The organism is Actinophytocola xanthii (assembly GCF_001921205.1).
GTDB classification, from domain to species: Bacteria; Actinomycetota; Actinomycetes; order Mycobacteriales; family Pseudonocardiaceae; genus Actinophytocola; species Actinophytocola xanthii.
In genome coordinates this window covers 20,581-46,453 of the sequence record NZ_MSIE01000030.1, presented here as the reverse complement: position 1 = coordinate 46,453, position 25,873 = coordinate 20,581, and the positions used below count along the sequence as shown (strand labels likewise).

Annotated in this window: 24 protein-coding genes; 4 read left to right on the top strand and 20 right to left on the bottom strand. The window is 72.2% G+C overall.

Annotation, left to right across the window (positions count from 1 at the left end; translation table 11 throughout):
* Positions 1–12: 12 nt before the first annotated feature.
* From BU204_RS17150 to BU204_RS17110, 10 genes are all read right to left on the bottom strand, one after another.
* The gene (locus BU204_RS17150) at positions 13–3,318 is read right to left on the bottom strand and encodes a substrate-binding domain-containing protein (RefSeq protein ID WP_083661386.1); all 3,306 of its coding nucleotides are present in this window, start codon (positions 3,316–3,318) and stop codon (positions 13–15) included.
* 129 nt (positions 3,319–3,447) lie between these two features.
* Positions 3,448–4,392, bottom strand: a complete 945-nt coding sequence (locus BU204_RS17145; RefSeq protein ID WP_075126692.1) for a pectate lyase family protein — start codon at positions 4,390–4,392, stop codon at positions 3,448–3,450.
* A 183-nt stretch (positions 4,393–4,575) separates the two neighbouring features.
* Positions 4,576–5,331, bottom strand: a complete 756-nt coding sequence (locus BU204_RS40765; RefSeq protein ID WP_233160384.1) for a pectate lyase family protein — start codon at positions 5,329–5,331, stop codon at positions 4,576–4,578.
* Positions 5,226–5,891 carry a hypothetical protein gene (locus BU204_RS41320; protein WP_233160375.1) on the bottom strand — a complete coding sequence of 222 codons (666 nt, stop codon included), beginning with the start codon at positions 5,889–5,891 and terminating at the stop codon, positions 5,226–5,228. The genes BU204_RS40765 and BU204_RS41320 overlap by 106 nt, the downstream gene beginning before the upstream one ends.
* A gap of 165 nt (positions 5,892–6,056) precedes the next feature.
* Entirely contained in the window at positions 6,057–7,355 is a 1,299-nt protein-coding gene (locus BU204_RS17135) for an ABC transporter substrate-binding protein (protein ID WP_075126691.1), read from the bottom strand.
* A gap of 6 nt (positions 7,356–7,361) precedes the next feature.
* Complete coding sequence (locus tag BU204_RS17130) at positions 7,362–9,344, bottom strand: DUF6807 family protein (protein WP_075126690.1); 1,983 nt, start codon at positions 9,342–9,344, stop codon at positions 7,362–7,364.
* Positions 9,341–10,237 carry a carbohydrate ABC transporter permease gene (locus BU204_RS17125; RefSeq protein WP_075126689.1) on the bottom strand — a complete coding sequence of 299 codons (897 nt, stop codon included), beginning with the start codon at positions 10,235–10,237 and terminating at the stop codon, positions 9,341–9,343. Before BU204_RS17125 ends, BU204_RS17130 begins: the two co-directional genes overlap by 4 nt.
* The gene (locus tag BU204_RS17120; RefSeq protein WP_075126688.1) at positions 10,234–11,151 is read right to left on the bottom strand and encodes a carbohydrate ABC transporter permease; all 918 of its coding nucleotides are present in this window, start codon (positions 11,149–11,151) and stop codon (positions 10,234–10,236) included. Before BU204_RS17120 ends, BU204_RS17125 begins: the two co-directional genes overlap by 4 nt.
* Positions 11,152–11,294: 143 nt before the next feature.
* A complete protein-coding gene (locus tag BU204_RS17115; protein WP_075126687.1) occupies positions 11,295–12,584 on the bottom strand; it encodes a cation:proton antiporter in 1,290 nt (429 codons plus the stop codon).
* A 72-nt stretch (positions 12,585–12,656) separates the two neighbouring features.
* On the bottom strand, positions 12,657–13,964 hold the full coding sequence (locus tag BU204_RS17110) for an SGNH/GDSL hydrolase family protein (RefSeq protein WP_075126686.1): 1,308 nt from the start codon (positions 13,962–13,964) through the stop codon (positions 12,657–12,659).
* Positions 13,965–14,132: 168 nt separating this feature from the next.
* Between BU204_RS17110 and BU204_RS17105 the strand changes: the two genes are divergently transcribed.
* Complete coding sequence (locus BU204_RS17105; protein WP_075126685.1) at positions 14,133–14,852, top strand: methyltransferase domain-containing protein; 720 nt, start codon at positions 14,133–14,135, stop codon at positions 14,850–14,852.
* A 25-nt stretch (positions 14,853–14,877) separates the two neighbouring features.
* On the opposite strand, the gene BU204_RS17100 is transcribed toward BU204_RS17105, so the two are convergent.
* From BU204_RS17100 to BU204_RS17090, 3 genes are read right to left on the bottom strand one after another with little or no spacing between them, the layout of a single operon-like run.
* Positions 14,878–15,987 carry a glycosyltransferase family 9 protein gene (locus BU204_RS17100; RefSeq protein ID WP_233160374.1) on the bottom strand — a complete coding sequence of 370 codons (1,110 nt, stop codon included), beginning with the start codon at positions 15,985–15,987 and terminating at the stop codon, positions 14,878–14,880.
* On the bottom strand, positions 15,984–16,364 hold the full coding sequence (locus tag BU204_RS17095; protein ID WP_075126683.1) for a VOC family protein: 381 nt from the start codon (positions 16,362–16,364) through the stop codon (positions 15,984–15,986). Before BU204_RS17095 ends, BU204_RS17100 begins: the two co-directional genes overlap by 4 nt.
* A gap of 11 nt (positions 16,365–16,375) precedes the next feature.
* The gene (locus BU204_RS17090; RefSeq protein WP_075126682.1) at positions 16,376–17,275 is read right to left on the bottom strand and encodes an SDR family oxidoreductase; all 900 of its coding nucleotides are present in this window, start codon (positions 17,273–17,275) and stop codon (positions 16,376–16,378) included.
* A 186-nt stretch (positions 17,276–17,461) separates the two neighbouring features.
* Here BU204_RS17090 and BU204_RS17085 point away from each other — a divergent pair, with 186 nt between their 5' ends.
* Positions 17,462–19,504, top strand: a complete 2,043-nt coding sequence (locus BU204_RS17085) for a hypothetical protein (RefSeq protein WP_143229549.1) — start codon at positions 17,462–17,464, stop codon at positions 19,502–19,504.
* 67 nt (positions 19,505–19,571) lie between these two features.
* Here BU204_RS17085 and BU204_RS17080 read toward each other — a convergent pair whose 3' ends face one another.
* Positions 19,572–20,057 carry a DUF1360 domain-containing protein gene (locus BU204_RS17080; protein WP_083661385.1) on the bottom strand — a complete coding sequence of 162 codons (486 nt, stop codon included), beginning with the start codon at positions 20,055–20,057 and terminating at the stop codon, positions 19,572–19,574.
* 137 nt (positions 20,058–20,194) lie between these two features.
* Here BU204_RS17080 and BU204_RS17075 point away from each other — a divergent pair, with 137 nt between their 5' ends.
* Positions 20,195–21,466 (top strand): cytochrome P450, encoded by a 1,272-nt coding sequence (locus BU204_RS17075; protein WP_158073474.1) that lies wholly within the window; start codon positions 20,195–20,197, stop codon positions 21,464–21,466.
* A 29-nt stretch (positions 21,467–21,495) separates the two neighbouring features.
* On the opposite strand, the gene BU204_RS17070 is transcribed toward BU204_RS17075, so the two are convergent.
* The 4 genes from BU204_RS17070 to BU204_RS17055 are packed head-to-tail and all read right to left on the bottom strand — an operon-like array spanning position 21,496 to position 24,105.
* Entirely contained in the window at positions 21,496–21,990 is a 495-nt protein-coding gene (locus tag BU204_RS17070; protein ID WP_075126680.1) for a nuclear transport factor 2 family protein, read from the bottom strand.
* A 45-nt stretch (positions 21,991–22,035) separates the two neighbouring features.
* Positions 22,036–22,824, bottom strand: a complete 789-nt coding sequence (locus BU204_RS17065; protein ID WP_075126679.1) for an MBL fold metallo-hydrolase — start codon at positions 22,822–22,824, stop codon at positions 22,036–22,038.
* A gap of 8 nt (positions 22,825–22,832) precedes the next feature.
* Positions 22,833–23,561 carry a catalase family protein gene (locus tag BU204_RS17060; RefSeq protein WP_075126678.1) on the bottom strand — a complete coding sequence of 243 codons (729 nt, stop codon included), beginning with the start codon at positions 23,559–23,561 and terminating at the stop codon, positions 22,833–22,835.
* A 4-nt stretch (positions 23,562–23,565) separates the two neighbouring features.
* Positions 23,566–24,105 carry a DUF2231 domain-containing protein gene (locus BU204_RS17055; protein ID WP_075126677.1) on the bottom strand — a complete coding sequence of 180 codons (540 nt, stop codon included), beginning with the start codon at positions 24,103–24,105 and terminating at the stop codon, positions 23,566–23,568.
* Between the two features lie 160 nt (positions 24,106–24,265).
* Between BU204_RS17055 and BU204_RS17050 the strand changes: the two genes are divergently transcribed.
* A complete protein-coding gene (locus BU204_RS17050; RefSeq protein ID WP_075126676.1) occupies positions 24,266–24,505 on the top strand; it encodes a hypothetical protein in 240 nt (79 codons plus the stop codon).
* Between the two features lie 15 nt (positions 24,506–24,520).
* On the opposite strand, the gene BU204_RS17045 is transcribed toward BU204_RS17050, so the two are convergent.
* A complete protein-coding gene (locus BU204_RS17045) occupies positions 24,521–25,564 on the bottom strand; it encodes a hypothetical protein (RefSeq protein ID WP_075126675.1) in 1,044 nt (347 codons plus the stop codon).
* Entirely contained in the window at positions 25,564–25,872 is a 309-nt protein-coding gene (locus BU204_RS17040) for a hypothetical protein (RefSeq protein WP_075126674.1), read from the bottom strand. Before BU204_RS17040 ends, BU204_RS17045 begins: the two co-directional genes overlap by 1 nt.
* Position 25,873: the final 1 nt, after the last annotated feature.

Below are 25,873 nucleotides of genomic sequence, written 5' to 3'. Positions count from 1 at the left end.
GCGGCCCCGGGGTCACCCCCCGGGCCGGTGGTTGGGCGCCCAGGACTCGCGGTAGGACTGCGGGGGCATCCCGGTGAGCTTGCGGAACATCCGGCTGAAGTAGGCCCGGTCGTGGAAGCCCACCCGCCGCGCCACGACCTGGATGCTGTCGTCGCTCTCCCGCAGGCGTTCCTTGGCCCGCTGGATGCGCAGCCGGTTGAGGTACTCCCAGGGCGAGATGCACAGCTCCCGGTGGAAGGTCCGGCTCAGATAGTCCTCGCTCATCCCGGCCGCCTGCGCGACCTGCCTGCGGGTGATCTGGTGGTGGTAGTGCTGGTGCAGGAACGCCACCGCGTGCTTGACCAGCACGCTGCTCCGCTGCGGCCCCGGGTTGCGCGACCGGGAGAGCCGGGCGAGCAGCGCGGCCGTCTCCCCCTCGCTCAGGATTCCCTTGCCGAGCAGCACCGAGCGGCCGTAGGGCTCGGCACGCTGGATGTCCTCGACCGTGATCGTCCGTCCACTGAGGATCAGAACGGGCACGTTGGGCAGCCGCGCGTCGCCGTGCAGCCGGTCGAGCACGTCGAACCCGTCCATGTCCGGCAGCGTCTGGGACACGATGACCAGGCTCGGGACGTCCTCGTCGAGCGCGGCGAGCGCCGTCGCCCCGTCCGAGGCCACCACGACGTGGTGACCGGGGCGGACCTGCGCGACGAGGCGGTGGTAGGTGGCCTGGGTGTCCGGGTCGACGTCGGCGATCACGACCGGGCCGGTCAGCTCGGCCGGTCGCCGCGCGGTGACCAGCTCGTCGAGGTCCCGGCCGGCCGGCGCGCCGAAGACCACGAACGGCACCCGGCGCAGCAGCGGGTGGTCGTGCAGGTACCGCACGACCGGCCAGTCCTCCGGTGCGGCGCCCGGGACGTCCCAGACCACGGCCGCCGGCCGGGTGTCGGCGAGCACGGCCGACAGGTCGTCCCCCACGTGCAGCTGCCGCACCGGACGCTCGCCCAGCGCGCCGAGGCCGGCGGGGGGACCGTCCCCCCCGACGAGGAGCACGCAGTCCGCCGAGTCGGGGACCACCGGCCGCCCCTGGGGGCAGGGCAGCGGGAGCGTCACGTCGACGGTGACCCCGTCCGGTGCGGAGTCGAACCGCAAGGAGCCGTTGTGCAGGGTGATCAGCCGTCTGGTGATCGGCAGGGCGAGCGCGGAGTCCGGCGCGTCGCCACCCCCGGCCCGGCCGGGACCGGTACCGCGCCGGCAGAAGCGGATCCGCAGGTTCGGGGCCAGCACGTCCGCCTCCACGGCCACCGCCCCGGCGCCTCCGGCCAGCCGCTCGGCGCACCCGTAGAGGCTCACCAGGGCCTGCCGCAGCCGGCGGCGGTCGGCCAGGATCAGCGGCAGCCGCCCCGGCAGCGGCTGGCGGGCCACCTCCTCCAGCAACGCCGCGGGGTCCACCAGCTCGGGAGCGAGGTCGAGCGTGTCGATCTCGGCCTTGGACAGGTCGAGCAGGTCGCTGAGCACGCCCAGCTGCTGCTCGACGCTCACCTGGATCTCCTTGAGCTCCTCGACCAGCCGCGGCGGTGCCCCGGTGAGGTGCTCGACCAGCCGCAACGCGTCGTCCACGCGCCGCCGGATGTCCTGTACGGGCGCCCGCAGCTCGTCGTTGACGCTGCTGAGCAGCGTCGACTTCACCCGGTCCGCCTGCTCGGCGAGGTCGCGGGTGGCGCGCACGTCGTCGAACAGCCGGATCTCCTTGATGCTGGCCCCGATCTGGTCGGCCAGCGCGCGGTAGAGAGCACCGGACCGCGGCCCCACCTCGAACAGGCCGAAGCCGAGCAGCTCGGCGCGGACGTAGAGCGGCTCGGCGACCATGCTGTACCGGCGGTCGGTCGGCAGCACGCTCGAGGCTCCCAGCGGTCGGGCCGGGTCGAGGAACAGCTGGCAGCGCGGGACACCCAATGCCGGCAGCTGCCGGTCCAGCACCTCGGTCAGGGCCGAGAGGTCCACCGCCGCGGACAGCGTGTTCCCGAGCTCACGCAGCCGTCTCGAGGTCTGCTCGGCCTGCCAGCGCTCGTACTCCAACAGCCGGCGGCCCACGTCCGCAACGACCAGCCTGGCCCGCGCGAGCAGGCGCTCGGCCCGCACCCGCGACTGCCCGGTGAGATGGCGCATGGCGGACAGGTGCAGGGCGGTCAGCACCCCGTCCCACGCCTCCGCCTCGCGGCTGCTCGCCGCCGACGCGCCGAGCAGCCGCTCGACCTCGGCCAGGAACGCTTGTGCCGGCCCTCGCTCGGCACGGAGCGAGGCGAGGAACCCCGCCGCCAGGGCGCGGCGCCCGGCCGCGGGCACCTGGCCGTCGCCCTCGATGAGCCGCTCCACCTCCGCACGGAGCTCCGCGGGGTGGTCGGCCCCCGGGTCGGGCACGTCCTCCTCGAGGTCGGTCGTCAGCGTGCCCGGACAGCCACAGGACCGCCGGACGACCAGCGTCGAGGCGGGCGAGGGAACCCGGGCCGCCGCCGAGCCCCGCAGGCGGGCGACCAGCGTCTCCACCGCCCGCTCACCGAGCTCGGCGAACGGCATGGACACCGAGGTCAGCGGTGGGTCGACCAGCGTCGCCTCGGGCGAGTCGTTGACCCCGACGACCGCGACGTCCTCCGGGACGCGCACACCGCGCTCGGAGAGCAGGCGTAACGCGTCCGCGGCGAGGAAGTCGCTACAGGCCACCACGGCGTCGAAGTCGCGTCCGGGGCGCAGCGCCCGGGTGTCCAGCAGCACCCGCATCGCCGAGGCGCCGGCCTCCAGGTGGAAGTCGACCGGTGCGGACACCAGCGTGCGGTCCAGCGGGATGCGGTTGCGGGCCAGGGTGTCGGTGTAGGCCCGGTAGCGCTCGACGATGACCGGGTTGGCGACCGTGCCGCGGATGAAGGCGAGCCTGCGACGGCCGTGCACCTCGATGAGGTGGCTGATCGCCGTGCACATCCCGCGGTAGCTGTCCAGGGTGAGCGGGCGGTCCTCGCCCATCGCCCCGTTCAGGCTGACCATCGGGAGCCGGCCGAACTGCCGGCCGAGCCGTTCGGCCCGGGCGTGTGCGACCGGGAGCCCGAGCGTGGACGCCCAGCAGATCAACCCGTCCAGCAGGTCCGGGCCGGCCAGGTCGTACACGCGGTTGCGCGGCCGGTCGGTCGCCCCGACCTCGCCGCCGGGAAAGCAGATCAGGTTGACGTCGTGGCGCCGTGCCGCGTCGAGCGCGCCGGACCAGAGGGTCGCCCCCACACCGAGGTGGATGTTGGCCGTGACCAGACCGATCGTCAGCCGGGATGCCGTCATTATCGCCTCGCTCATCGACAGTGATGAACCGCGCAGTGGACCGGCGACACTCTCTGCAACATAACCTTTACCCGCCGCGCAAGGCAAGAGTGGAGCGACTCCCGCCACGGCGGGTGTGGCGGGAGCCGGTCGAGTGTGGGCAGGTCAGGCGACCTTGCCCACGCCCGCGCCACCTTCGACGATCGACTTGACGCTGCTGGCCGCGTCGAGCGAGTAGGAGTACGGGATGCCGTTCACGCTGCCGCCCGTGGCGCAGGTGCCCGAGTTGACGAAGTGGTTGTTGCGGGCAACCAGCGACCCGGCGGGCGAGCTGCCCTGACCGAGCTCACAGGGAGAGTCGGTGTTCTCGAAGTAGTTGCCCTCCACCAGGACACCAGCCTCTACAGTGGACGCCACACCGTAGTCGCCGACGGCGTCGTAGTAGTTGTTGTACACGTGTACCGGATTGCCGAAGCGCACCCGGGGATGGCGCTGGTTGGTGCCGTCGAACCAGTTGTGGTGGTAGCTGACCCGCAGGTGCCCGCGGTCCTGGCTCGCGTTGCCGTCGCTGTGGCCGAGCAGCATCGCCTTGTCGTGGTTGAAGAACCTGTTCCACGACACGGTGATGTAGTCCGACCCGCGCTTGATGTCGACGGCGCCGTCGTAGCCGTTGGAGAAGTTGTTGTGGTCGATCCAGATCCTGGTTGAGCCGTCCTGGACGTTGACGGCGTCGTCGGCCCAGTCGCGGAAGTTCAGGTTCTGGATGATGACGTTGCTGACGCCGTCGACGTCCACGCCGCCGCCGGTGATGCCGGAGCCGGAGCCCACGCCGATCAGCGTCTTGTTGGACGCGATGTCCTGCATGCCGCTGATCGAGATCATGCCGTTGACCCGGATGACCGCGGCGCCGCTCGCCTGCATCGCGCTGATCAGCGCCGAGGACGACGACACGGTCACCGGTGAGGCGTTGCCGCCACCGGTCGTGCCGGCGCCGAAGCCGGTCGGTGTGCCGACGGCCGCCGCCTGCGGCGCCGACCAGACGGTCAGCGCGGCCGCGGCGGCGACCGCCATGGCCCCGGCCAGTCCTCGTTTCGCGATCGAGCTACGCATGATGCGCCTCCAATTCGTGGGATCCTCGTTGATCCGGCGAGCGACGGTCGACCCGAGTCCTGACAGGAGTTCACATTGGCCGGCCTGCCGCCATCACCCACGTTTCACGGTAGGTAGTCGTGTGTGCACAATCGCGAACACCGCGTGGACTCTTCCGCCTACGCGACGACTGAACGGTTCACCTCAGCCCACACGGCCCGCTCCCGCGTGCCGGTCCACCACCCAGGGCACCCGGTGCGCCGGGTCGATACGACCGTGCAGGCTGGGCTCCCAGCCCACGTCCGTGCCCAGGTCGGGGTCGTGGGTGGCGTTGTAGGCGGCGACGAGGTCGACCGGCACCAGCCGGCGTCCCTCCCGCCACAGGTTGCCCCGCGCGGTGACCGCGGTCCCGCCCCAGTCGTAGAGCAGCTCCCCCGGCTCCACACCCGGCTCGGCCTCGAACACGTTGCGGTCGGCCACGATCCGGGACTCCACACCGACGCCGAGCGCGTAGCTGAGCCCGGCGGGAAGCCGGTAGTGGTTGTTGTAGACGTGGACACGTCCGAACCGGACCCGCGGCAGCCGCTGCTGGGTGCCCTCGTACAGGTTGTGGTGCACGGTCACGTCGAGCCGGCCGCGGTCGGTCGCCGGGTTGTTGGTCGACCCGATGAGCATCGTCTTGTCGTGGTCGGTGAACCGGTTCCATGAGACGGTCAGCAGGCTGGAGCCGGCGGTGATGTCGAGCTCGCCGTCGTGCACCTGGTACGGCCGGCCGAAGTAGGCCGGCTGCCCGGAGTCCGGGTTGTCGCCGTCGGTGAACGTGTTGTGGTCGACCCAGACGTGGGTCGACCCGGTCACCGACAGGTTGTCGTAGGCCGAGTTCCACTCGCCGTTGGTCCCGTCGGTCGGGTCCCAGGCCGGGAAGCAGTCCGCCGCGTCGACGAAGGTGAGGTTGCGGATGATGACGTTGTCAGCGTTCGACACCCGCAGGTTAAGTCCTTTGAGGACGGTCGGCGGCCGAGGCCGACGATCGTGGTGTCCGATCCGACCCGGACGGTGATCCGGGCGGCCTGGTTCGCCGCGGAGGCCGCCCTCGCGTCCTCGAGCGGACCGGCCGGCTCGGTGTCCCGGCCCCACACGGCGGGGTCGTAGGCGGCAAGGTAGGCCGGCAGGCTGTACCCGTCGGCGGCGTAGTCCGCGCAGTCGAGCCGTCGGCCCGCGTCGTCGGTGTTCCCGTCGACCAGCCCGCGGACGTGGACGATCCGGGGCGCCGGCGCCGCCAGGGCGGCCACCAACTCCGCGCGGGTGTCGACCACGTGCACGTTGCCCGGCGGTGCCGCCGACCCCCCGGTGGTGCCGGCGCCCTCGGCCGCCCACCCGTCGTCCGGTCCGAGCACCTGGCGCCCGAGCGGAGCTCCGTGTCCAGCGGCGGCGCTCGCCACCGGCAGCGCCGCGGCCGGCAGTGTGGCGGTCACCGCGGCGACAGCGGCCAGCGCCGCCACGCCTAACAGTCGTCTCACTGGTCCGCGTCCCCGGACTTTCTCCCTGTTGGTCACCTTGGGCTGGGACGGTGCGGTTCCGGCACGTACCTGTGGCTGGATTGCGTCACGTTCCCCTGAGGTGACGGTTGCGTAGGTTGACAGAAGGTGTCTCATCGCGTGACCTCCTGGTGCTCGGTCAGGGGGTCAGCCGCCGTTGCGCTGCTCGTAGCCCGCCTGCGCGTCGGTGAGCTTGTCGGCCATCTGGTCCAGGAACTCCTTCGCGGACATCTCGCCGAGCAGGACCTTCTGGAACAGCGGCTCGGCGTCGGTCTTGGTGATCGCGTTGAACTCGGGCAGGTAGTACGGCAGCTGGACCAGCCTGGTCTCGGGGTCGTTGAGCACGCTCGTCGCCTCGGTGATGTGCGCGAGGCCCTCCAGGTCGGCTGCCTCGGTGTTGGCCGGCAGGACGCCGGTCTCCGCCGCCCAGTGGCCGTTCATCTCCTTGCCGGCGGCGAACTCGGCGAACCTGAACGCCGCGTCCTTCTGCTCGCCGGAGGCGAACACGCCGAGCCCGGAGACCGGGTGGGAGGTGACCGTGCGGGAGCCGTTCTCGGCCGGCGGCACGAACATCGCACCGACCTTGTCCTCCCCGAGCGTCTTCACGTGGTCGGTGTAGGAGCCCAGGTTGTGCTGCATGATGCCGATGTTGCCGCCGTCGAACTGGGCGACCATCTTCACGTAGTCGTTGGTGACGTCGGCCTCGGGCGTGTACTTCCGGTACAGGCCGGCGATCTTCTCCAGCGCCGCGACGTTGCGGGGGTCGTTGACCGTCGACCGGCCGGAGGAGTCGAACATCTCGTCGATGCCGGACTGGCCGTAGAGCACCTCGAGCAGCTGCGAGATCGAGCCGGCGCCGCCGCGGATCGTGTAGCCGTAGCGGTTGTTCCCGGTGTCGGTCAGCTTCTCGACGGCGGCGTAGAACTCGTCCCAGCTGGCCGGCGGGGAGATGTCCGCCTCGGCGAACCAGTCGGCGCGGTACCAGAACACGCCCATGTTCGTCGACATCGGGACGAAGTAGAGCTTCTCGTCGGGCACCGTCGCCCGCACCGACTCGACGACCTGCTCGCTGAGCTTCCCGTCCAGGGAGCTGTTCGCGATGCGCTCGTCCATCGGCTCCAGGGCCTGCCGGGCGACCAGGTTCGCGAGCATGGCGGTGCTGACCCCGCCCACGTCCGGCAACCCGTCCCCGGCGATGGCGGTGTCGTACTTCTGCTGGGCCTGGGCGATGGGGATGCCGACGTACTTCACCTTGATGTCGGGGTTGTCCCGCTCGAACTCGTCGATGATGTGCTCCCACACCGGGGTGCGGGCGGGGCCGCCGTTGTCGTCCCAGAACGTGATCGTCGTGGTGCCGTCGGAGCCCGAGTCACCTCCGCACCCGGCCAGCGCCAGGCACGATGTCACCACGAGCGCACCGGCCGTCAACCATCGTCGTGAGGCCATGGCCGTCTACCTTTCTGTCGTTCTGTCGATCAGGGCCGCCGACGCCGCACGGTCGAGCCGACCGTCGACGATGACCGTTATCACGCGCCTGGTCAGGGCACCGGTGACGACGAGGGGCTGCTCCCAGGCGAGAGCCGGGCCGATCCCGGGGTACTCGCGCACCCGGACGAACCAGGGGTCGGCGGAGCCGTGCTGGGCGAGTACCAGGGTCCAGTCCTGCCCGTCCGGGTTCGTGCCGCACATCGCCACCCAGGGCGCACGGCGCTCGTTGACCTGCTCCTCGCCCTCTCCGTGCTGGGTGAACACGGTTCGACGGGTCGCCGAACCGGGAGCGCGCCAGAAGAACCCGCCGTACCCCGCGCCTGGCCGCCCCTTCGTCGCCGAGCTGCGGATGGCGAGTGGGCCCTCGCCGAGGTGGGTGAGGGTGAAGGCCACGTCCAGGACCCACCCGGTGCCGTCCAGGACGCAGGACCTGATCGAGCGCTCCTCGGCCAGGACCGGGAGCCCGTCGGGGTCGAGCCACTCCAGGTGCTCGACCAGGCCGTCGGCCTCCCGTCGGGCGAACCGCAGGTGGCGTTGGGTGCCGTGGTCGCGGCGCCAGGTGGGGCCCTGCCCGGCGACGTAGGTCCGGCCGCCCCAGAAGTTGTTGCCGCACACGTCGGCTATCGCGACGCCGACCCCGAGATGGTGCACGTGGTCGGGCGGTGCCAGCTCGCTCACCTGCGCCCCGGCCAGCGTCCGCACCGGGTGCAGGTAGGGCCGGGGCGAGACGGTCTCGGGGAGGTCCACCCGCCAGCGGTAGCTGGCCACGTCCCGGTCGCCGGCCCGCAGGACCTGCTCGGCCGGCGCCCACGGGACGTCGAGCTCGGAGTAGAGCGCGAGCGCCCGGGCGCTGCGCGCGGTCAGCTCCTCGATCCCGGGGAGCACCCGACCCACCACCCGGCGCCGCGCGTCGCGGCGCAGCTCCTGGTGCCCCACCGGGATCGGCCGCGGGTCCGGCGCCAGCCGCACCGCTTCGAGGACCTGCATGAAGGCGCCGGTACGCGCCAGCGGCGCCAGCAGCTGGGCGTCGGCGCGGACGTGGTCGACGAGGTTCTCCAGCAGGTCGGTCCGGCCGTGCGAGCTGACCGAGGCGCTCGCGCCGTTCGGCGTGACCGTCACCTCGTCCCGCGTGTACACCAGCTCGGCCCGACCCGCCTCGCCGTGCACCACCAGGTAGGGCTCGGTGCGCCTGGGCGCGCAGAGCGTGACGGCGACCGTGACGACGAGCCCGTTGGCCAGGCGCAGCCGCAGGCAGGAGGTGTCGTCGGACTCGATCGCGTTGGCCCGGTAGAGCTCCACGTCAACCTCGGCCACTGCGCCGAGCTGCTCCGCCTCGGCCACCGCGAGCGCGGTGGCGACCGCGTGCGCGAACGGGTTGGTCAGGGCGCCGTCGGTGACGGCGACTCCGTCCAGCCGCCGCCGTCCGGCCCAGGGCGCCCGCTCGAAGTAGGCGGCCGGCCGCTCCCACGCGCCGGCCACGCCGATCCCGGCCACCCTGCCCAGCTGCCCGCCGGCGATCTGCTTGCGCAGGAAGGGGATCGCGTCCGAGCCGAGGGTCTGGAAGCCGACCTGGCAGGCCAGGCCGGTGTCCCGGACGGCGGTCGCGATCAGCTCGAAGTCGGCCAGGGTGGCTGCGGGCGGCTTCTCCAACAGCAGGTGCGAGCCGGCGTGCAACGCGGCCAGCGCCAGCTCCCGGTGGGTGTGGATGGGCGTCACGAGCACGGTGATCTCCGCACCGGTGCGCTCGATCAGCCGGGGAAGGTCGGCGGACTGGTCGGGCTCGCCCAACCCGACGAGCTCGGCGTCGTCCACCGGCGCCACGTCGCACACCCCGACCAGCTCGACCAGGCCCGCCACGGTGAGCCTGCGCAGGTTGTCCAGGTGCCACCGACCGTGGCCCCGGGCTCCCGCGAGCACCACCCGAACAGGATCCGCGCCCCCGCTCATCCCTTCACCGCCCCTGCTGACAGGCCCTGGACGAGGTAGCGCTGGACGATCGCGAACACCAGGACGACCGGCACCGCGGCCACCACCCCTCCGGCCGCCAGCGCACCGAAGTCGACGCTGAACTCGCCGAGGGTGAAGGCGAGGCCGACGGGGATCGTGTACTTCTCCTGCTCGCTCACGAACATCAGCGCGAACAGGAAGTTGTTCCAGCTGTGGATGAACGCGAACGAGCCGACCGCCACCAGCGCCGGGCGCAGCATCGGCAGGACGACGACCAGGAACCCCCGCAGCCGCGAGCAACCGTCCACCCAGGCGGCCTCCTCCAGCTCCACCGGAACGTTGCGGATGAAGCCGGAGAGCAGGATCAGCGAGAGCGGGAGCTGGAACACCGTCTCCGCGATCACCAGGCTCCACAGGCTGTTCACCAGGTCGAGGCTGCGGAACACCTCGAACAGCGGGATCAGCATCATCGCGCCCGGGATGAACTGCGTGCAGAGCATCGCGACCATGAACGCCGTCCGCCCCCGGAACCGGTAGCGGGCGAGCGCGTAGCCGCCGGCCAACGCGATCATGGTGGTGCTCACCAGCGCGGCGACGCCGACCTTGAGGCTGTTGGCGAAGAAGACTCCGAACCCGAGGCCGTTCCACACCGTCTCGAAGTTCTCCAGCGAGACCGGCCACGGCAGCAACGAGGTCGAGCCGCGCGGCCGGACGGCGAAGACCAGCATCCAGTAGAAGGGGACCAGCGTGAACAGCAGGTAGAGCCCCAGCGGCAGGTAGATCTGCCATCTGGCCACCCGTAACGCCCGGTTGGGCCGGGCCGGTGCCGGCTGGTCGGGCGCCGGCCGCGCCGCCGGATCGGCCGGGGGCAGCGTGCTCAGGTCCGTGCTCATGTTCGGGCTCCGAACTTGCTCAGCCGAAGGTAGGCGACGGAGAAGAAGGTCAGGATCAGGAAGCCGGCGGTGGTGAGCGCGGACCCGTAGCCGAACTCCTGGGACTGCACCGCGGTGGAGGCCACGTAGAGCGGCAACGTCGTGGTCTGGTGGGCGGGCCCACCGCCGGTGAGGGTGTAGAGGAGGTCGACGTTGTTGAACTCCCAGACCGCGCGCAGCAGCGTGGACAGGATGATCGCGTCCTTCAGGTGCGGCAGCGTCACGTGGTAGAAGCGCCGGACCCGGCTCGCACCGTCGACCGAGGCCGCTTCGTAGAGGTCCCTGGGGATCGACTGCAGGTCGGCGAGCAGCAGGATCGCGAAGAACGGCACCCCGCGCCACAGCTCGGCCAGCACGGCCGCGGCGAAGACGGTGTCCGGGTTGGCCAGCGGCGCCGCGCCGTAGTCCATCAGCCCGAGGTCGGCCAGGTAGCGGGACAGACCGGTGGTCGGGTTGTAGAGCAGCACCCAGATCCCGGTCGTCAGCACGCCGGAGACCGCCCATGGGGAGAACACCATCGCCCGCGCGGCGGCGCGGCCGACGAAGGTCTCGTTGACGATCAGGGCCAGCGCGAGGCCGAGCACCAGCTGCAGCGAGACCTCGACGAGGACCCACCGCGCGGTGAACCCGAGGCTCTGCCAGAACAGCGGGTCCGCCGTGAGCATCCGGGTGAAGTTGTCCAGCCCGGCGAACCCGTTCTCCCACGGCTTGCTGATGTTGTAGTGCTGCAGGCTGTAGTAGACGACGCTGGCCATCGGGTAGACCAGGAACGCCAGCATCGCGAGCACCGCGGGTGCGATGAGCAGGTACGGCGTCCGCGACCCCCGGCCGCGAACACGCTCACGGGGTCGCGTCCCCACCTCGCCGACCGCCATGACCCATCGCCCCTTCTGTCGGCGCTGACCTGGGGACACTTGTCGCACCGAGGGACACGTTAGGCAGGAATCCGTGGACAATTGCGGACGGCGCGTGGACTATCCCGTCCCCCGCCCGCGTCGGGAGGACGGTCGCGAACGGCTCAGAGCGTGACGTCGGCCGGGCGGTCCGCGTCCTTCTCCTCGGCCAGGTCCTCCCGCTTCCGGTCGAGCAGCCGCATGACGGGGGTGGCCGTGATCCCGTGCAGCACGACCGAGCCGACTATCACCAGTCCGACGATCCGCCAGATCGTCTGCTCGTCGGCGAAGTCGCCGGCGCCGACCCCGTAGGCGACGTAGAACACCGAGCCGACACCGCGGACGCCGAACACCGAGATCGCGGTGCGCTCGCGGGGGCCGACCCCGCCGCCGACCAGTCCCAGCAGGCTCGCGACCGGACGCACGACCACCAGGATCAGCGCCGCCACCAGGATGTCGCGCCAACTGGTCCCGGCGAACAGGCCGGTGGCCGCGGCCCCGCCGAGCAGGAAGATCACCAGCACGGTCAGCATCCGCTCGATCTGCTCGACGTACTGGTGCAGCACCCGGTGGTAGCCGTGGGCCCGCTCACCGGCCCGGATCGTGCACGCGCAGACGAACACCGCGACGAAGCCGTAACCCTCGGCGGCCTCGGCCGCACCGTAGGCGAGGAACGTCGCCGCCAGCGCGACGAAACCCTCGGCGTGCTCGGCCAGCCGGAACCGCTCCGAGGGCGCGGCGAAGAACAGCTTGCGCAGCCCCCAGCCGATCAGCAGTCCAATCAGGACACCCGCACCGAGGCGCCAGACCACGTCCACCGCGAGCCAGTGCGGCAACCAGCCCGCCGGGGCGACGCCGACCAGGCTCATCGCGACGGCCGCGTAGGTGAACGGGAAGGCGAGCCCGTCGTTGAGCCCGGCCTCGGAGGTGAGCGCGAACCGCACCTCGTCCTCGTCGGACTCGGGTTGCTCGGCCGGCTCGGCCACCTGCACCTCGGTCGCCAGCACCGGGTCGGTCGGCGCGAGCGCGGCCGCGAGCAGGACCGCCGCGGCGAGTCCGAGCCCGAGCAGCCACCACCCCAACAGCGCCACGACGACGATGGTGAGCGGCATGGTGATCCCGAGCAGCCGCCACGTCGTCCCCCAGCGCCGCCATCCCACCGGGCGGTTCAGCGCGAGCCCCGCGCCCATCAACGAGATGATCACGCACAGCTCGGTCAGGTGCAGCACGAACGAGGCGTTGTGCACGGGGTCCGGCGTGGGCAGGGGGTCGATCACCGTGAATGCCAGGGCACCCACCCCGAGGAACACCATCGGCATCGACACCGGCGCCCGCCCGAGGAGCCGCGGCAGCAGCGCGGCCCCGAGCGTCGCCGTGCCGGCAGCCGCGTACACAACCGCCGCTAAGTCCGCCACCAAGACGCAATACCCGAGGCTGACCGGCGCAAACGTGACGAACGGCGCAGCCGCTGCCGGCGGGCCCCGTGCTCAGCGGAACAGCCGCGCCGGGACCGTGTCGGCCAGCACCTGGTACCCCTTCGGGTTGAGGTGCAGGTGGTCGCCCACATCGAGGGCCGGGAGGAGCCGTCCGGGGTCGGCCGGGTCCCTGGTCGCCGCGTCGAAGTCGATCACCGCGTCGAACCTGCCGCTGGTGCGGATCCACCGGTTCACGGTCTCCCTGGCCGCCGCGCGGTGCCCGGCCGGGTCGTCGTAGCCGGTGTGGCCGCCGAACGGGAGCAGGGTGGCGCCGAAGACCGGGATGTCCTGGGCGTGGGCCCGCACGACGATCTGCTCGTACGCCGCGATCAGGTCGGCCGCCACCTGCCGCTGCGCTGCCTCGGTCGGCTCGGCGGTGCCGAGGTCGTTCACGCCCTCGAACACGAGCAGCCAGCGGACCCCGGTCTGGGCGAACACGTCGCGGTCGAGCCGGGCGAGCGCGTTCGGACCGAGGCCGTCGTTGAGCACCCGGTTGCCGCCGGCGGCCTGGTTCAGCACGGCGACGTGGGCGGTGCGACGGTCGGCCTGCAACCGGTCGACCAGCTGGTCGGGCCACCGGTCGTTGCCGTTGGTCGTCGAGCCGCGGCCGTCGGTCAGCGAGTCGCCCAGCATGACCACGGCCTTCCTGGCCGGTCGCCGGTCCCAGACCTCGACTCCGCTGAGGAAGTACCAGTGGTCGGTCGGGGTCGCCCCGGGCAGGTCCTCGGCGGTGACGTGGTTGCCGGCCAGCAGGTGGGAGGTCGTCCGCGAGCCGGGGTGGGAGGTGATCTCGTTCGAGGCCTGTCCCCGTGCCAGGTAGAGCGTGACCGTGAGGTTGGTCCGCGCCGGCACGGAGAAGGCCAGCGGGTCGGACACCACCTGGGCACCGACCGGGACGACGGTCGACGCGCGCCCGCTGAACGTCACCGGCCGGGCGGTGCCGGCCTGGATCCCGCTGACACCCGCCTGCCCGCCGGCGGGCAGCGCGACCGAGACCGCGGTGACCGGCAGGGCGCTGCCGCCGAAGGCGTTGGACAGCCGCAGCCGCAGGCGCTCGCCGCCCACCGAGACGCGCACGGTCTGGCGGAGCGTGGCGTCGGCCATGACCAGGCCGTCCTGGGTGAACGGCGGCGGGGGCATGTTGCCCGGCTCGGTCAGCTGGGGCATCGAGGTCCAGGTGTGCACCCAGTGCCCGCGGCCGTGGGAGCCGGCGGCGGGCGGGGCGGGGGAGGTCGGGCCCGGGACCGCCTGCGCGGCCAGGGCCACCCCGGCCGTGAGGACGACCGCGGCGAGGAGGGTGAGGAACGGTCGACCACGCATGTCCGTGTCCTTTCGACCGGTACTTGTTCCGAAAATTACGATCTATTGTCGGTACTACCGTAGAGGAATTCCGACAATTCCGGGAGCCACCCCGGCCTGGTTTCGAGATCGCCTTCACCGGAAACCATGCAGGCGACACGGCACGCCCCCGAACAGGACGGACCTCGGATGCTCTCACCCGCCCAACCGATCTCGCCCGAGCGCCACGAGCGCATCGACGCACACCTGAGCCGCGTCGTGCGCGACGCGCTCGCCCACGACGACCGCACCCGCGACCTCGACGTGCGGGCCGAGTTCCGCGGCGGCGTCGCGCACCTCACCGGTGCCGTGACCGGACCCGAGCAGGTGGACCTGGTCCGGGAGTTCGTCGGGCAGTTCGCCGGGGTGCTCGCCGTGTGGGACCGCATCGAGGTCGACGGGCGCGCCCCGGTCGCCGTAGACATCGGCTGCGGGGGCAGCAAGCAGTACCCCGGCAACGTGGGGTTCGACCGGCGCCGCACCGGCGCGGTGAACGTGCTGGCCGACCTGGGCCAGGGCATCCCGCTGCGGGACGGCTCGGTCGACCGCGTGTTCGCCGTGCACGTGCTCGAGCACCTGGTCGACTTCCTGCCGCTGGTCGACGAGTGCCACCGCGTGCTGCGCCCCGGTGGCGTGCTGCACGTGCTCTCGCCGTGGTGGCGCTACGTCAACGCGGTCGCCGACCCGACCCACGTCCGGCTGCTCGACGTGCAGACGTTCAAGGGCATCTGCGCCCGCCCCGACAGCGATCTCAAGTGGACTGCCAGGCACGCGGGCTGCGACGGGGCGAGCGTGTTCGCGGACCTGACCCCGCTACCTCCCGGCTCGGCCGGGCCGAGCCAGGAGGAGCTGGGCCGCTTCTTCGACTGAGGCTCAGAGGAGGCTCAGAGGAGGCTCAGGGCAGCAGGTCGCCCACCTCGCGCGCGGCCTGCTCGACCGTCACGTCCGCGACGAAGGAGACGTCGTGGGGGCAGCGCGGGACCTCCTCGTGCACGCAGTCCACGCCGCAGACCGGGCAGGCCGCGGTCCAGGACATCAGCACTCGGTGGTGGTACCGCCCGAGCGAGCCGGCGTTGATCGCGTTGCCCATCCAGAAGACGCCGACAGTCGGCGTGCCGACCGCCTCGGCGAGGTGGCGGGGACCGCTGTCGTTGGCGAGCAGCACGCCCGCCCGGGCCAACACCCCACAGAGCCCGGGCAGGCTCAGGTCGGTCAGCGGGCGTACCGAGCCCTCGGGCGCACGCGCCAGGGCCAGGCTGGTCACCTCGGCCACGACCTGCTGTTCGTCGGGGGTGCCGAGCACGACGACGCCGGCACCCCGGCCGGCGAACGTCGCGGCGACCTCGGCGAACCGCTCGGCCGGCCAGCGCCGTCGCGGGTCGGTCGCCCCCGGGTGCAGGGCGACCAGCGGTCGCGGCAGCCCGGCCAGTGCCGGCTCGGCGGCGGCCAGGTCCCGCTCGGTGACCGCGATCCGCGGTACGACGGTCACCGGCGGCGCGCCGGCGAGCCCGACGATCTCGAGCGCCCGCATCACCTCGTTCTGGTAGTACCGGTAGGGCAGCCACCGGGAGAGCAGCGCCGAGTCCTCGGTCCGCGCCCCCACCGTCCACTTCGGTCCGAGTGCGAGCAGGAACGGGTTGGACCAGCGGCCGCCCCCGTGCAGCTGCACCCCGAGGTCGGGCGGCTCGCCGACGCGACCGACGAACTCACGGCGGGCCGCCTCCTCGACGCCCTCGTCCCGGGGACCGCGCGGCTCGTGCACCCCCTTCGCCGGCGGCAGCGGAACGACCCGGTCCACCGGCCCGGGCCGGTCCGCCAGCAGCCGGCTGTTGCCCGGCGCACCGAGCAGCACGATCTCGGCTTCCGCGTACCGCGCCCGGAGCGCCTCGAGGGCGGGCATGACGAACAGCAGGTCGCCCAGCCCTCCCCCGCGCAGCACCGCGAGCCGGCGCACCGGGGACCAGGCGGGCTCGATCGGGCCGATCCCCCGTTGGTGCGCCGTCACCCGCGCAGCCATAAGCAGAAGGGATGACCGGCCGGGTCGAGGCAGACCCGAACGTGGTCCTGCGGCTGGAAATCGGCGACCACGGCGCCCGTGCGGACCGCGTGCTCGCGCGCGGCGTCGAGGTCGTCCACCTCGATGTCCAGGTGCGCCATCATCCGCTGGGCACCGTCCTCGGTGGGCCAGACCGGGCGCACGTAGTCCGGTTCGGTCTGGAACGACAGCCGCGCGGCGCCCTCCGGCGAGCGCAGCGTCACCCAGTCCGGCTCGTCCTCCTCGGCCTCCCAGCCCAGCAGCCGCCGGTAGAAGTCGGCCAGCTCAGCGGCGTTCGGGGCGTCGAGCACCGGGCCGGTGAGGGTTAACCTCGGTGTCCCGTTCACATGCCCTCCCGTCAGGTCAGCAGCTGGCCGCCGGTCACGCCGAGCACCTCGCCGGTGATGTAGCTCGACTCCTGCGAGGCGAAGAACACGTAGGGCGGAGCGAGCTCGGCCGGCTGCGCGGCCCGCCCGAGCGGCACCTGGCCACCGAACGACTCGACCTTCTCCTTGGGCATCGTCGCCGGGATCAGCGGCGTCCACACTGGACCCGGGGCGACCGAGTTCACCCGTATGCCCTTGCCCACCAGGTCCGCCGACAGGGCCTTGCTGAAGTTCACGATGGCGGCCTTGGTCGAGGCGTAGTCCATCAGCTCGGGCGAGGGCTGGAACGCCTGGATCGAGGAGGTGGTGATGATGCTCGAGCCCGGGCGCATGTGCGGGACGGCCGCCTTGCACAGCCAGAACATGGCGTAGATGTTGGTCTTGAAGACGCGGTCCAACTGCTCGGTGCTGATGCCGAGCAGCCCCTCGTCCTGCGACATCTGGTAAGCGGCGTTGTTCACCAGGACGTCGATCCGGCCGAACTCCGCCACCGCCCGCTCGACGATGTGTCCACAGTGCTGCTCGTCGCGCAGGTCGCCGGGAACCAGCACGGCGGTGCGGCCCGCGTCCCGGACCAGCTGCGCGGTGCGCTCGGCGTCCTCCTGCTCCTCCTCGAGGTAGGACAGCAGCACGTCCGCGCCCTCGCGGGCGAACGCGAGGGCGACCGCCCGGCCGATGCCGGAGTCGCCGCCGGTGATGATCGCCTTGCGGTCGGCGAGGCGGTCGCTGCCGCGGTAGGTCTTCTCGCCGTAGTCGGGCTCGGGCGTCATCGCGCTCCCGGTTCCCGGATGCCCCTGCTCCTGTCCACGCTGCTCGTCCGGGCGCGGGTACTGGTCCCGTGGGTCGCGCTGCGTGTACTGGTCGTCGGCCATGTTGATCCCCTCTTGTCGTGACTGCTCGCGGCAGTGTTCCCGCTCGACGGCGGTACAACCCCGACGTTCGGGGGGAGACGTTCGGCGGAGCGAGAATGCGCCGCCCGGAGGCGGTTGATGCGAGAAATCTTCGGCTACTCATGACCTGCCAGCCGAGGCTCGCCGCACGGGGACGGGAGAGATGTGATGGGAAATCCGGAAGAACGGACCGGGCACCCGCTCGGGTTGACCAGGAAGGTGCTGCTCGGTGCCGCGCTGACCACGGTCGGCATGGGCTTCGCCACCGGGGTGGCGGCGGCGGACCCGGTGCCGACCGCGGAGGTCCCCGCCGAGTCGCGACCGGCGCCGGCCACCGACGTTCGCTCGATGACCGACGCCGAGCTCGGCGCCGAGCTGGGACGGGTCAGCGGCAAGGACTCGCTGCGCACGCAGGAGATCGTCACCGAGATGAAGCAGCGGGGACACCAGTTCTGGGAGGCCGCCCCGCCGACCCGCGGTGTCGGCGTCTCCGGTGCGGTGCCGGTGCGGCCGGGGGCGTCGGTGACCGGGACGCTGGGCTACGACGCGAACAAGGGCAGCTGGGTGACCAGCGGCGGCGTGCGCGTCGGCAGGCCCGGGGCGCCGCAGTTCACCGGGATCACGCCGAAGCCCGACGGGCTCAACGCCGAGGCGAACGCGAATGCCCGGCTGGGTCGGCACGGAGAGCTCTCCTCCAAGTTCACCCTCAACATCTCCCCCGATCTCTCGGTGAGCGGGAGCTACCGGGCCAAGGGCACGGTGACCACGCCGGACGGGCGCAGCTACGAGATGGAGGTGACCGTCGAGCGACGCGCGGACGGCTCGTGGCACCTCGACCTGCCCGACGGCGTCACCACCGGCACGCCGCTGCCCGGTGGTGGGAGCGTGGAGACCACGCAGCCGGCCGATCCGACCGAGGAGGCCGGCCAGCCCGAGGTGAAGGGCCCGGCCCCCACGTCGCCGAAGCCGAACGAGTCCTGGTTCGACTGGGGTGCGGGGGTGAGCGTGGACAGGGAGTTCCTGCCGGCACCCCTGCCGCCGCCGACGCAGGAGGAGGTCGACGCCGCCAGGGAGGGCTACGCCAGGGAGCGCGACGCGCAACGGCAGCGCACGGAGAGCTGGATGGCGCAGAACCGCCCGGAGGCCGTGCGGCGGGAGGCGCAGCAGCGGGCCGACGACGCCGCGGCCGCGGCCGAGGCCGCCCGCCGTGCGGCACTGCCCGACCGCGACCACGACGGCCGCCCCGACGCGGAGGAGCCCACCTGGAACCAGAACGACACCGACCCCGCCAGCGACGACGTGGGCGACGGCCCCGAGGGCGGCGAGGGCTACGGCAGTGACCGGGTGCAGAACCCGCCCCCCGCCAGCCCGCCGGCGAGCGACGACCCCGCCGCCGACTTCGACCAGGACGGCCGCCCCGACCAGCAGGACCCCACCTGGAACCAGAACGACACCGACCCCGCCAGCAGCGACCTGGGTGACGGCCCGGAGAGCGGTGCCGACTACAGCGCAGCCGCACCCGAAGGCGGCGCCGGCGACAACGGCTCGACCGGCGGCGGCTACTCGCTGGGCACCGACACCGACGGCTCCGGCAACAGCGGCTCCACCAACAGCGGCTCCGGCAACAGCGGTGCCTCCACCAACAGCGGTGCCTCCACCAACGCCGGTGGCAGCACCGACTCAGGCAACACCAACAACGGCAACACCAACACCGGCGCCTCCACCGACACCGGCGCCTCCACCGACACCGGCGCCTCCACCGACACCGGCGGCTCGGCCGACTCGGGCTCCACCGACAACAGCGGCTCCACCGACACCGGCGGCTCGGCCGACTCGGGCTCCACCGACAACAGCGGCTCCACCGACAGCGGCGGCACCGACTCGGGGCTCGGCGGTAACGCCGACAGCGGCACCACCGGCGGGCAGTCCACGGACAACGGGACCGGCGGCGCCCACTCCGCCGACGCCGACGCCGACGGCGACGGCCTGAGCGGTGCCGCGGACTCCACGCCCAATCAGAACGACACCGACCCCGCGAGCACCGACGTCGGCGACGGTCCCGAAGGCGGCGCCGGCTACAGCGGCTCGACCGACAGCGGCTCGACCGACAGCGGCACCCCAGACAACGGCACCGGCGCCGGCTACGGCGGCTCGACGGACGCCGGCGGCTACGGCAGCGACCCCGGCGCCGGGGACTGCACCTGCTTCTGAACCCCCTCCACCCGCGGCCGCGGTCGGCAGTCGTCGACCGCGGCCGTGGCGTGTCGGCGGGTGGTGCTCACTCCTCCGCGGCCTGGTGCGCGCGGTGCTTCGCGCCGTCGTAGACGAACTGGAGCAGGTCGGAGGTCGCGACAGCGGTGAGCGCGGTGGTCACCAGGCGGGTGACCCGCGGGGCCACGACCATGCCGGCGGTGAACCCGCTCGCCACCCAGACGCCGAGGCAGAACGGGCAGGTGAGCAGTTCGCCGATCGTGTGGCGAACTCCCTCGCCCCGCGCCGACTCGTTGACCTCCGACGCCCCCGTCGCCTCCTCGCGCGAGGTGAACGGCGCCCGGAGCGGGCTGGTCACCTCCTGCTTGCTCAGCAACCGGCTCGCCTTGTGCGTCGCCGTGCCGAGCAGGACGGTGTCCTGCACGCTGAACCGCTCCGGCAGCCGCACCCCCTTCGCCCGCCCGACCGCGGTCAGCAGGCCCAGCACCGCCGAGTAGGTGCCGAGCACCGCCGAGTGTTTGACCAACGCCGGGCGAGATGTCCGCTTCGTCATGGCACCGTCTACCCGCGCGCGGGCCGACTATGCGTGCGTCACCAAGGTGGTGCGGACTCGAGCCCGCCTCGGGCCGCAATGTGGATCTCAATCGGGCGAGATTGCCCGCCGCCGCGGGGCTGCCGTTGCATCGCCTGGTGAGCAGCCGAAAGGGTAAGCCCGGCGGACAGCTGCGGACGCTGGTCGAGCTGACGCGCACCCCGCACCAGGCACTGTTGAACCTGCCGCAGCGGTTCGGGACGGTCTCCACGCTGGGCGCCGGCCGGATGCGGTACGTGTTCCTGCTCGGCCCGCAGGCCAACGACTTCGTGCTGTCCAACTCCGAGCTGTTCAGCTGGGGGAAGTCGTTCGAGGCGCTGATGGTCGTCAACGGCGGCACGGCGCTGCTGCTCAGCGACGGCGAACAGCACCGGCGGCGCCGCCAGGTCCTCGTGCCCAAGTTCGCCCACGGCGAGGTGACCGGGTACACCGACCAGATGCGCGCGGCCGCGGACTCGGTCATCGACGAGTGGCGCCCGGGCCAACGCCTCGACATGTCGGTCGAGATCCGCAAGATGGTGCGGCGCGGCACGATCGCCACCCTGTTCGGCCCCCGGCTCACCGCCGACGAGGCGTGGCTCGGCGCCCTGATCGACCGCGCGCTGGTCGTCGTGGACCGTCCCCAGCCGGTGCAGAGCCTGCAACGCCTCGGGATGCCGTCCTGGCGGCGCGCGGTGTCGGCGCGGCGGGAGGTGGCGGAACGGGTGGTCGCCGAGGTCGCCCACCGCCGCGGCTGCCCCGAGGAGGCCGGTGACGTGCTCAGCCTCCTGCTGGCCAGGTCCGACCTCACCGAGACCGAGATCATCGACCAGGTGATCAGCGTGACCGCGGCGAGCTACGTCACCAGCAGCGCCGCGATGAGCTGGGTCGCCAACGCACTGCTCGCCGACCGGGAGGTCTGGCGCCGGTCCGCCGACAGCGTGCCCGGCTCCGGCTGGCGCTACCTCGACGGCGTGGTCTCCGAGTCGCTGCGCATGCACCCGCCGGTGGCGCTGCTGCCCAGGGTCGTGGTCAAGCCGTTCACCTACCAGGGCCTGCGCATCCCGCCCGGCAACCGCGTGCTGATCAGCCCGTACGTCACCCACCGGACAGCCGAGCTCTGGCCCGACCCGCACCGCTTCGACCCGCACCGCTGGGACCCGGAAGGGCCCGCGTACCGCAAGCCGGGCCGCCACGAGTACCTCCCCTTCGGCGGCGGGCCGCACCGCTGCCTCGGCGCGGGGTTCGCGGTCGCCGAGCTGACCGTGATCGTCGAGCAGCTCCTCCGCCGCACCACGCTCACCCTCGACGCGGTCGACGCCAGACCCGTCGGCCTGGCCGACATGCGCCCCCGCTCAGGCCCGCACGCCACGGTCACCGCCCTCGCCTGAGGACGTCGGCGGCCCGCCGCGGCGAAAGGTCAGCCTTCCGCGGCGGCTGCCGGGGCACTCGCCCAGCGGTTCGCGGTGAGACGGAAGCTGGGCAGGTCCTCCAGCGAGAGCATCGCCTCGTAGGTGCGTTGGTAGCCGGTGTGGCTGATGCGCCAGCGGCCGTCCTCGCCACGGCGGTAGCGGTCCTCGTAGAACGCGGCGCCGGCGATCACGACGCGGTGCGCGGTCGCGATCACCGTGTCCTCGAAGCGCCACCGGCCGCTCGCCTCGTCGCCGGCAATGTCGATCTCCGGCTGGCCCGCGCTGTGCACAGTGATCATGTCGGGGCCGAGCTTGTCCCGCAGGAAGTCCAGAATGGCGTCCCGCCCGGTGAACACGAGCGGCTCGCCGTACGCGGCCGTGCCGTAGGCGGCGGTGGCGTCGGTGGCCAGCACGTCGGCCAGCTCGACCCAGTTCTTGGTGTCGACGCAGCGGAGGTAGCGGTACTTGAGGCGCTTGATCTCTTCCAGGGCGACGAGGTCCATCGTCCCAGCTTCCGCCGGTCCGGGGTCGAGCACAAGAACGTGTTCTTATTCGATCTTGAGTGTCTCGCCGCGGTGCAGGAGCCGCACCCGCGCCGCCGGCCTGCGGCGGTCGACCTCGACGAGGAAGTTGGAGATCGGCGAGTGGAACAGGCCGTAGTCGTCGTAGTGCACGGGCACCGCGGTGGACGGGCCGAGCAGCTCGATGAGGTCCACGCCCTGCTTCTCGTCCATCGACAGCAGCATGCCCAGCACCCGGGTCCCCCCGAGGTGCACCACGGCGAGGTCCAGAACCGGGAACCGCTCGCGGACCAGGGTGAGGTCGGCGTGCATGATCGTGTCCCCGCTGACGTAGATCCGCAGCAGCGTGGCGTCGGGCGCGGCGCGGTACTCCAGGACGCTGCCCATCACCTCGGGCAGGAGCGTGTTGAGCGGGCCCGCCGTGTGCCGCGCCGGCACGGCCGTCACCCGAAGGCTCTCCTCGCCGTCGCTGAAGGTCTCGGTCGCCCACGTGCTCAGTCCGAGGGACTCCCGGAAGCCGCCACGGGACAGCGCCCGCGCGGCGTGCTGGGTGGTCACGATCGGCACGTCGCGGTCCAGCTCCCGCCGCGCGACCCGGTCGAAGTGGTCTCCGTGCAGGTGCGAGAGCACGACCGCGGTGAGCGGGGGAAGGTCGGCCGGTCTCATCGCCGGCTCCGTGCGGCGGCGGGAGAACAGCCCCTGCCCGAAGTAGGACCACTGACCCTGGTGCATGAAGTTGGGGTCGGTGAGCACGGTGAACCGGCCCAGCCGCAGCAGGGTGGTCGCGGTTCCGATGAACGAGAGCTCGGCAGCCATTCCGGTGGCTACCCGCGCGCGTCGGTGATACTCCCCGGGGCTCCCCCGTTCGCCGGGTGCGGTGCTCCGCGGCGGGAACCGCGGTAGATCGGGTCGCGCAGCCGGTTGAGCCAGCCCGCCGGGGCGATCCCGCGAACGGTGTTGCCGACCACATCGAACCGCGGGTCCTCCCGGCTCGGCTCGCCGAGCTCGAGCAGGGCGACCTGCCGCCACGGCCCGGTGACCGGGGCGAGGAGCACCTCCATGGTCAGCGGCCGGGCCGCCACCGCGCCTGGGAGGGTCGCCATCCGGGCCGGCAGGCCGGGGTGGGGACCGCGACCGACGGCCGCGAGGACACACGTGCTGTCGCCGACCCGGTAGGGCAGCAGCGAGCCGAAGGTGGCCGTGGCGAAGTTCCGCCGCGGCACGAGCAGGTGACGCAGGACCACCGCCTGCCCGGTCGTGGACAGGGCGAGGTCCAACTGCCCCTCGTCGTCGAACACCCGAACGGCGAGCCCGAGAACGTCGGGCCAGGCCCGTGGGGTCGAGGTCGCCTTGGACAGGCGCACCAGCGCGCGGCGCGGCCCGGGCCGGTCGAGCAGCGGCGCGCCGGTGGGCGGGCCAGCGAGCACGGTGAACGTCGCTTCGAACACCGCACCGTCCGGGTGGAGGAGGCGGTCGCGGCGAAGCCGGGCGCCGACCTCGGCCAGACGGGCGACGACACGGTCGATCCCGCGTCGCGGTGTGGCAGCGACCACGCCGCTACGCCTGGTCGGTGCTGGTCGGCGCTTCCCACCGGTGCACGCCGGCGCCCTGGGCGTAGGACAGGTGTCCGCCGAGAGCACCGCCCGCGCTGAGGACGAGCAGCCCGAGCGTGCTCCACACCGCACCGGCGGTGTGGTGGCCCTGACGCCGGCACACGTAGGAACCGGCGAACAGCCCGCTCGCGGCCGTGTTCGCGGCCAGGTGCAGCAGGCCGACGCGCCGCTGGTCCGCGGTCAGCTCGCCGAAGTCCGCGAGCCCCGCCACGGCGGTGGGCGGCACCGCGGCGAGACCGAGGGCGACGAGCTGCCGCGCGGGCTCCCGGCGACCGACGGCGTCGAAGGCGGCGGCGCTCAGCCACGCGCCGATCGGCAGCGTCACCAGCAGCGGGTGCACCGGGTGGCCAAGCCAGGACCCGCGCAGCAGCCCGTCCAGCTTGCTGTCGCGCAGGACCCGCCGGACGGTGCCGGCCAGGGCGCCGGCCGGGCCGTCGACGGCCTTGACCGACTCGGCGGCACGCAGGATCTTCCGCAGGTTCATGCCCCGCGTGTACCCGTCCTCGCCCGGTCGAACCTGCGCGATCCAACCGGGCGCTGGTCATCCCGGCCGCAGGCGGTCCGGCCAATCGGTGGTGCCGACCGGACCCGCGCCGATGTCACGATCGATGTACTCAGGGTAACCAGTGGAAGGGGTGCGCTCCATGGTCCGCAGAATCGCCCTCGTCGGCGCCGCGGTACTCGGCTTCACCGCGATCCTGCCCGCCACCTCGGTGCAGGCCATCCCGAAGTGCCGCTCCGGGTACAACTGCCTCTACCAGTGGTACGCCGACCCCGCGCACACGACCTTCGTCGGCTTCCTGTCGATCGACTGCGAGGGCAACACCGAGAGCTCCGGCGGTCGCTCCCAGCACCTCCACTTCACCGAGTCCCCCTGCGGCTGACCGGTCGGGCCGCCGCTACTTCTGCTCGGCGACCTCCTGCTGGGCCTGCTCGTAGCTCTCGTCCCAGTTGGCGCCTTCCTTGAAGGCCTCGGCGGCGCCGGTGCGACCGAGCGAGGCCGGCTTGACCGTGTCGGCGAACCCGTCGCGGCCACGCGGGGCCATGATGTTGTCGGCCTGTTGGGCGAGGTTCTCCAGGTTGCTGTTGCCGAAGGTGAGGCGGCCGCGGATCGCGTTGTTGGCGCTGGCGATCCCGTTCTCGATCTGGTTCAGCGCGGGCCGGTTGGCGCCGATCGCCTGGCCGGCCTTGCTGGCCTTCTTGCCGATTGCGAGCGACGCCTTGGCCAGTGCGTCCGAGGCCCCCTTCAGGTTGTCGAACTTGCGGATGGCCAGCGAGAGCTTCATCAGCAGCTTGCGGATCTTGCCGGCGATCTTGAGGGCGGTCGCGGCCCCCCTGGCCACCGCCCAGCCGGTGAAGGCGGCGACCGAGGCACCGAAGCTGGCCCAGCTCGTGGCCAGCGCGGTGACCGCGGCGATGATGAACTCGGCCACGACGTCGGCGACGATGTCCCGGATGATCCCGCGAACCGAGGCGACCAGGATGCCGGAGCCCCGGATGCCGGTCGACACCGCCTCCGCGGCCCCCTCCAGCGCCTTGATCTGCTCGGCGACCTGGGCCGCGGCCTGGCGGTAGGCGTCGCCGGACTCGCCCTTCCAGGTCGCGGTCTGGCTGGTGGCCATCTGGGCGTAGTCGTTGCCGACCTTGCCGCAGGCCTTGGCCACCTCACCCCAGGTCGCGGCCACGACGTTGATCGCGCCCGGGTCGCCGGCGAGGTCGTCGAGCGGTTCCTTGAGAAACGAGACGTGCTCGATCAGCCAGCCGATGCCGGCCCCGACCAGCGTGCCAAGCGGGTTGGAGACGAAGCCGAGCACGTCCAGCCCGAGCGCGACACCGTCGAACGCCCAGTCGCTGGGGTTGTTGAAGTCCTGCGCGCACTTCCAGACCGTGTCGACGATCCGCGCGCCGTCGGTCGCGTTGTCGGCGGTGACCTCGAGTCCCACTACTCCCCCTTCAGCGCCTGGTCGAACAGGGTCGCGTGGTGCTCGTCGGTCTCCCGGGTCGAGTCCGCGCAGTCACGCAGCGCGTCGGCGATGTCCGGCAGTGCCGACGCCAGCTCGGCGATCAGGTCGCCCATGTTGGCGATCGACGTGCGGGCGTGCCCGCTGAACGCCTGGCCGATGACGCCGTAGGTCTCGATCCCCAGGTCGACCCCCGCACCCCGCTCACCGGCCTTGGTGAGCTCACCGGCCAGCCCTTCCACCGCGCCGGCGTGCGCGATGACGTCGGCGGGCACCATCTCGAAGCTCATC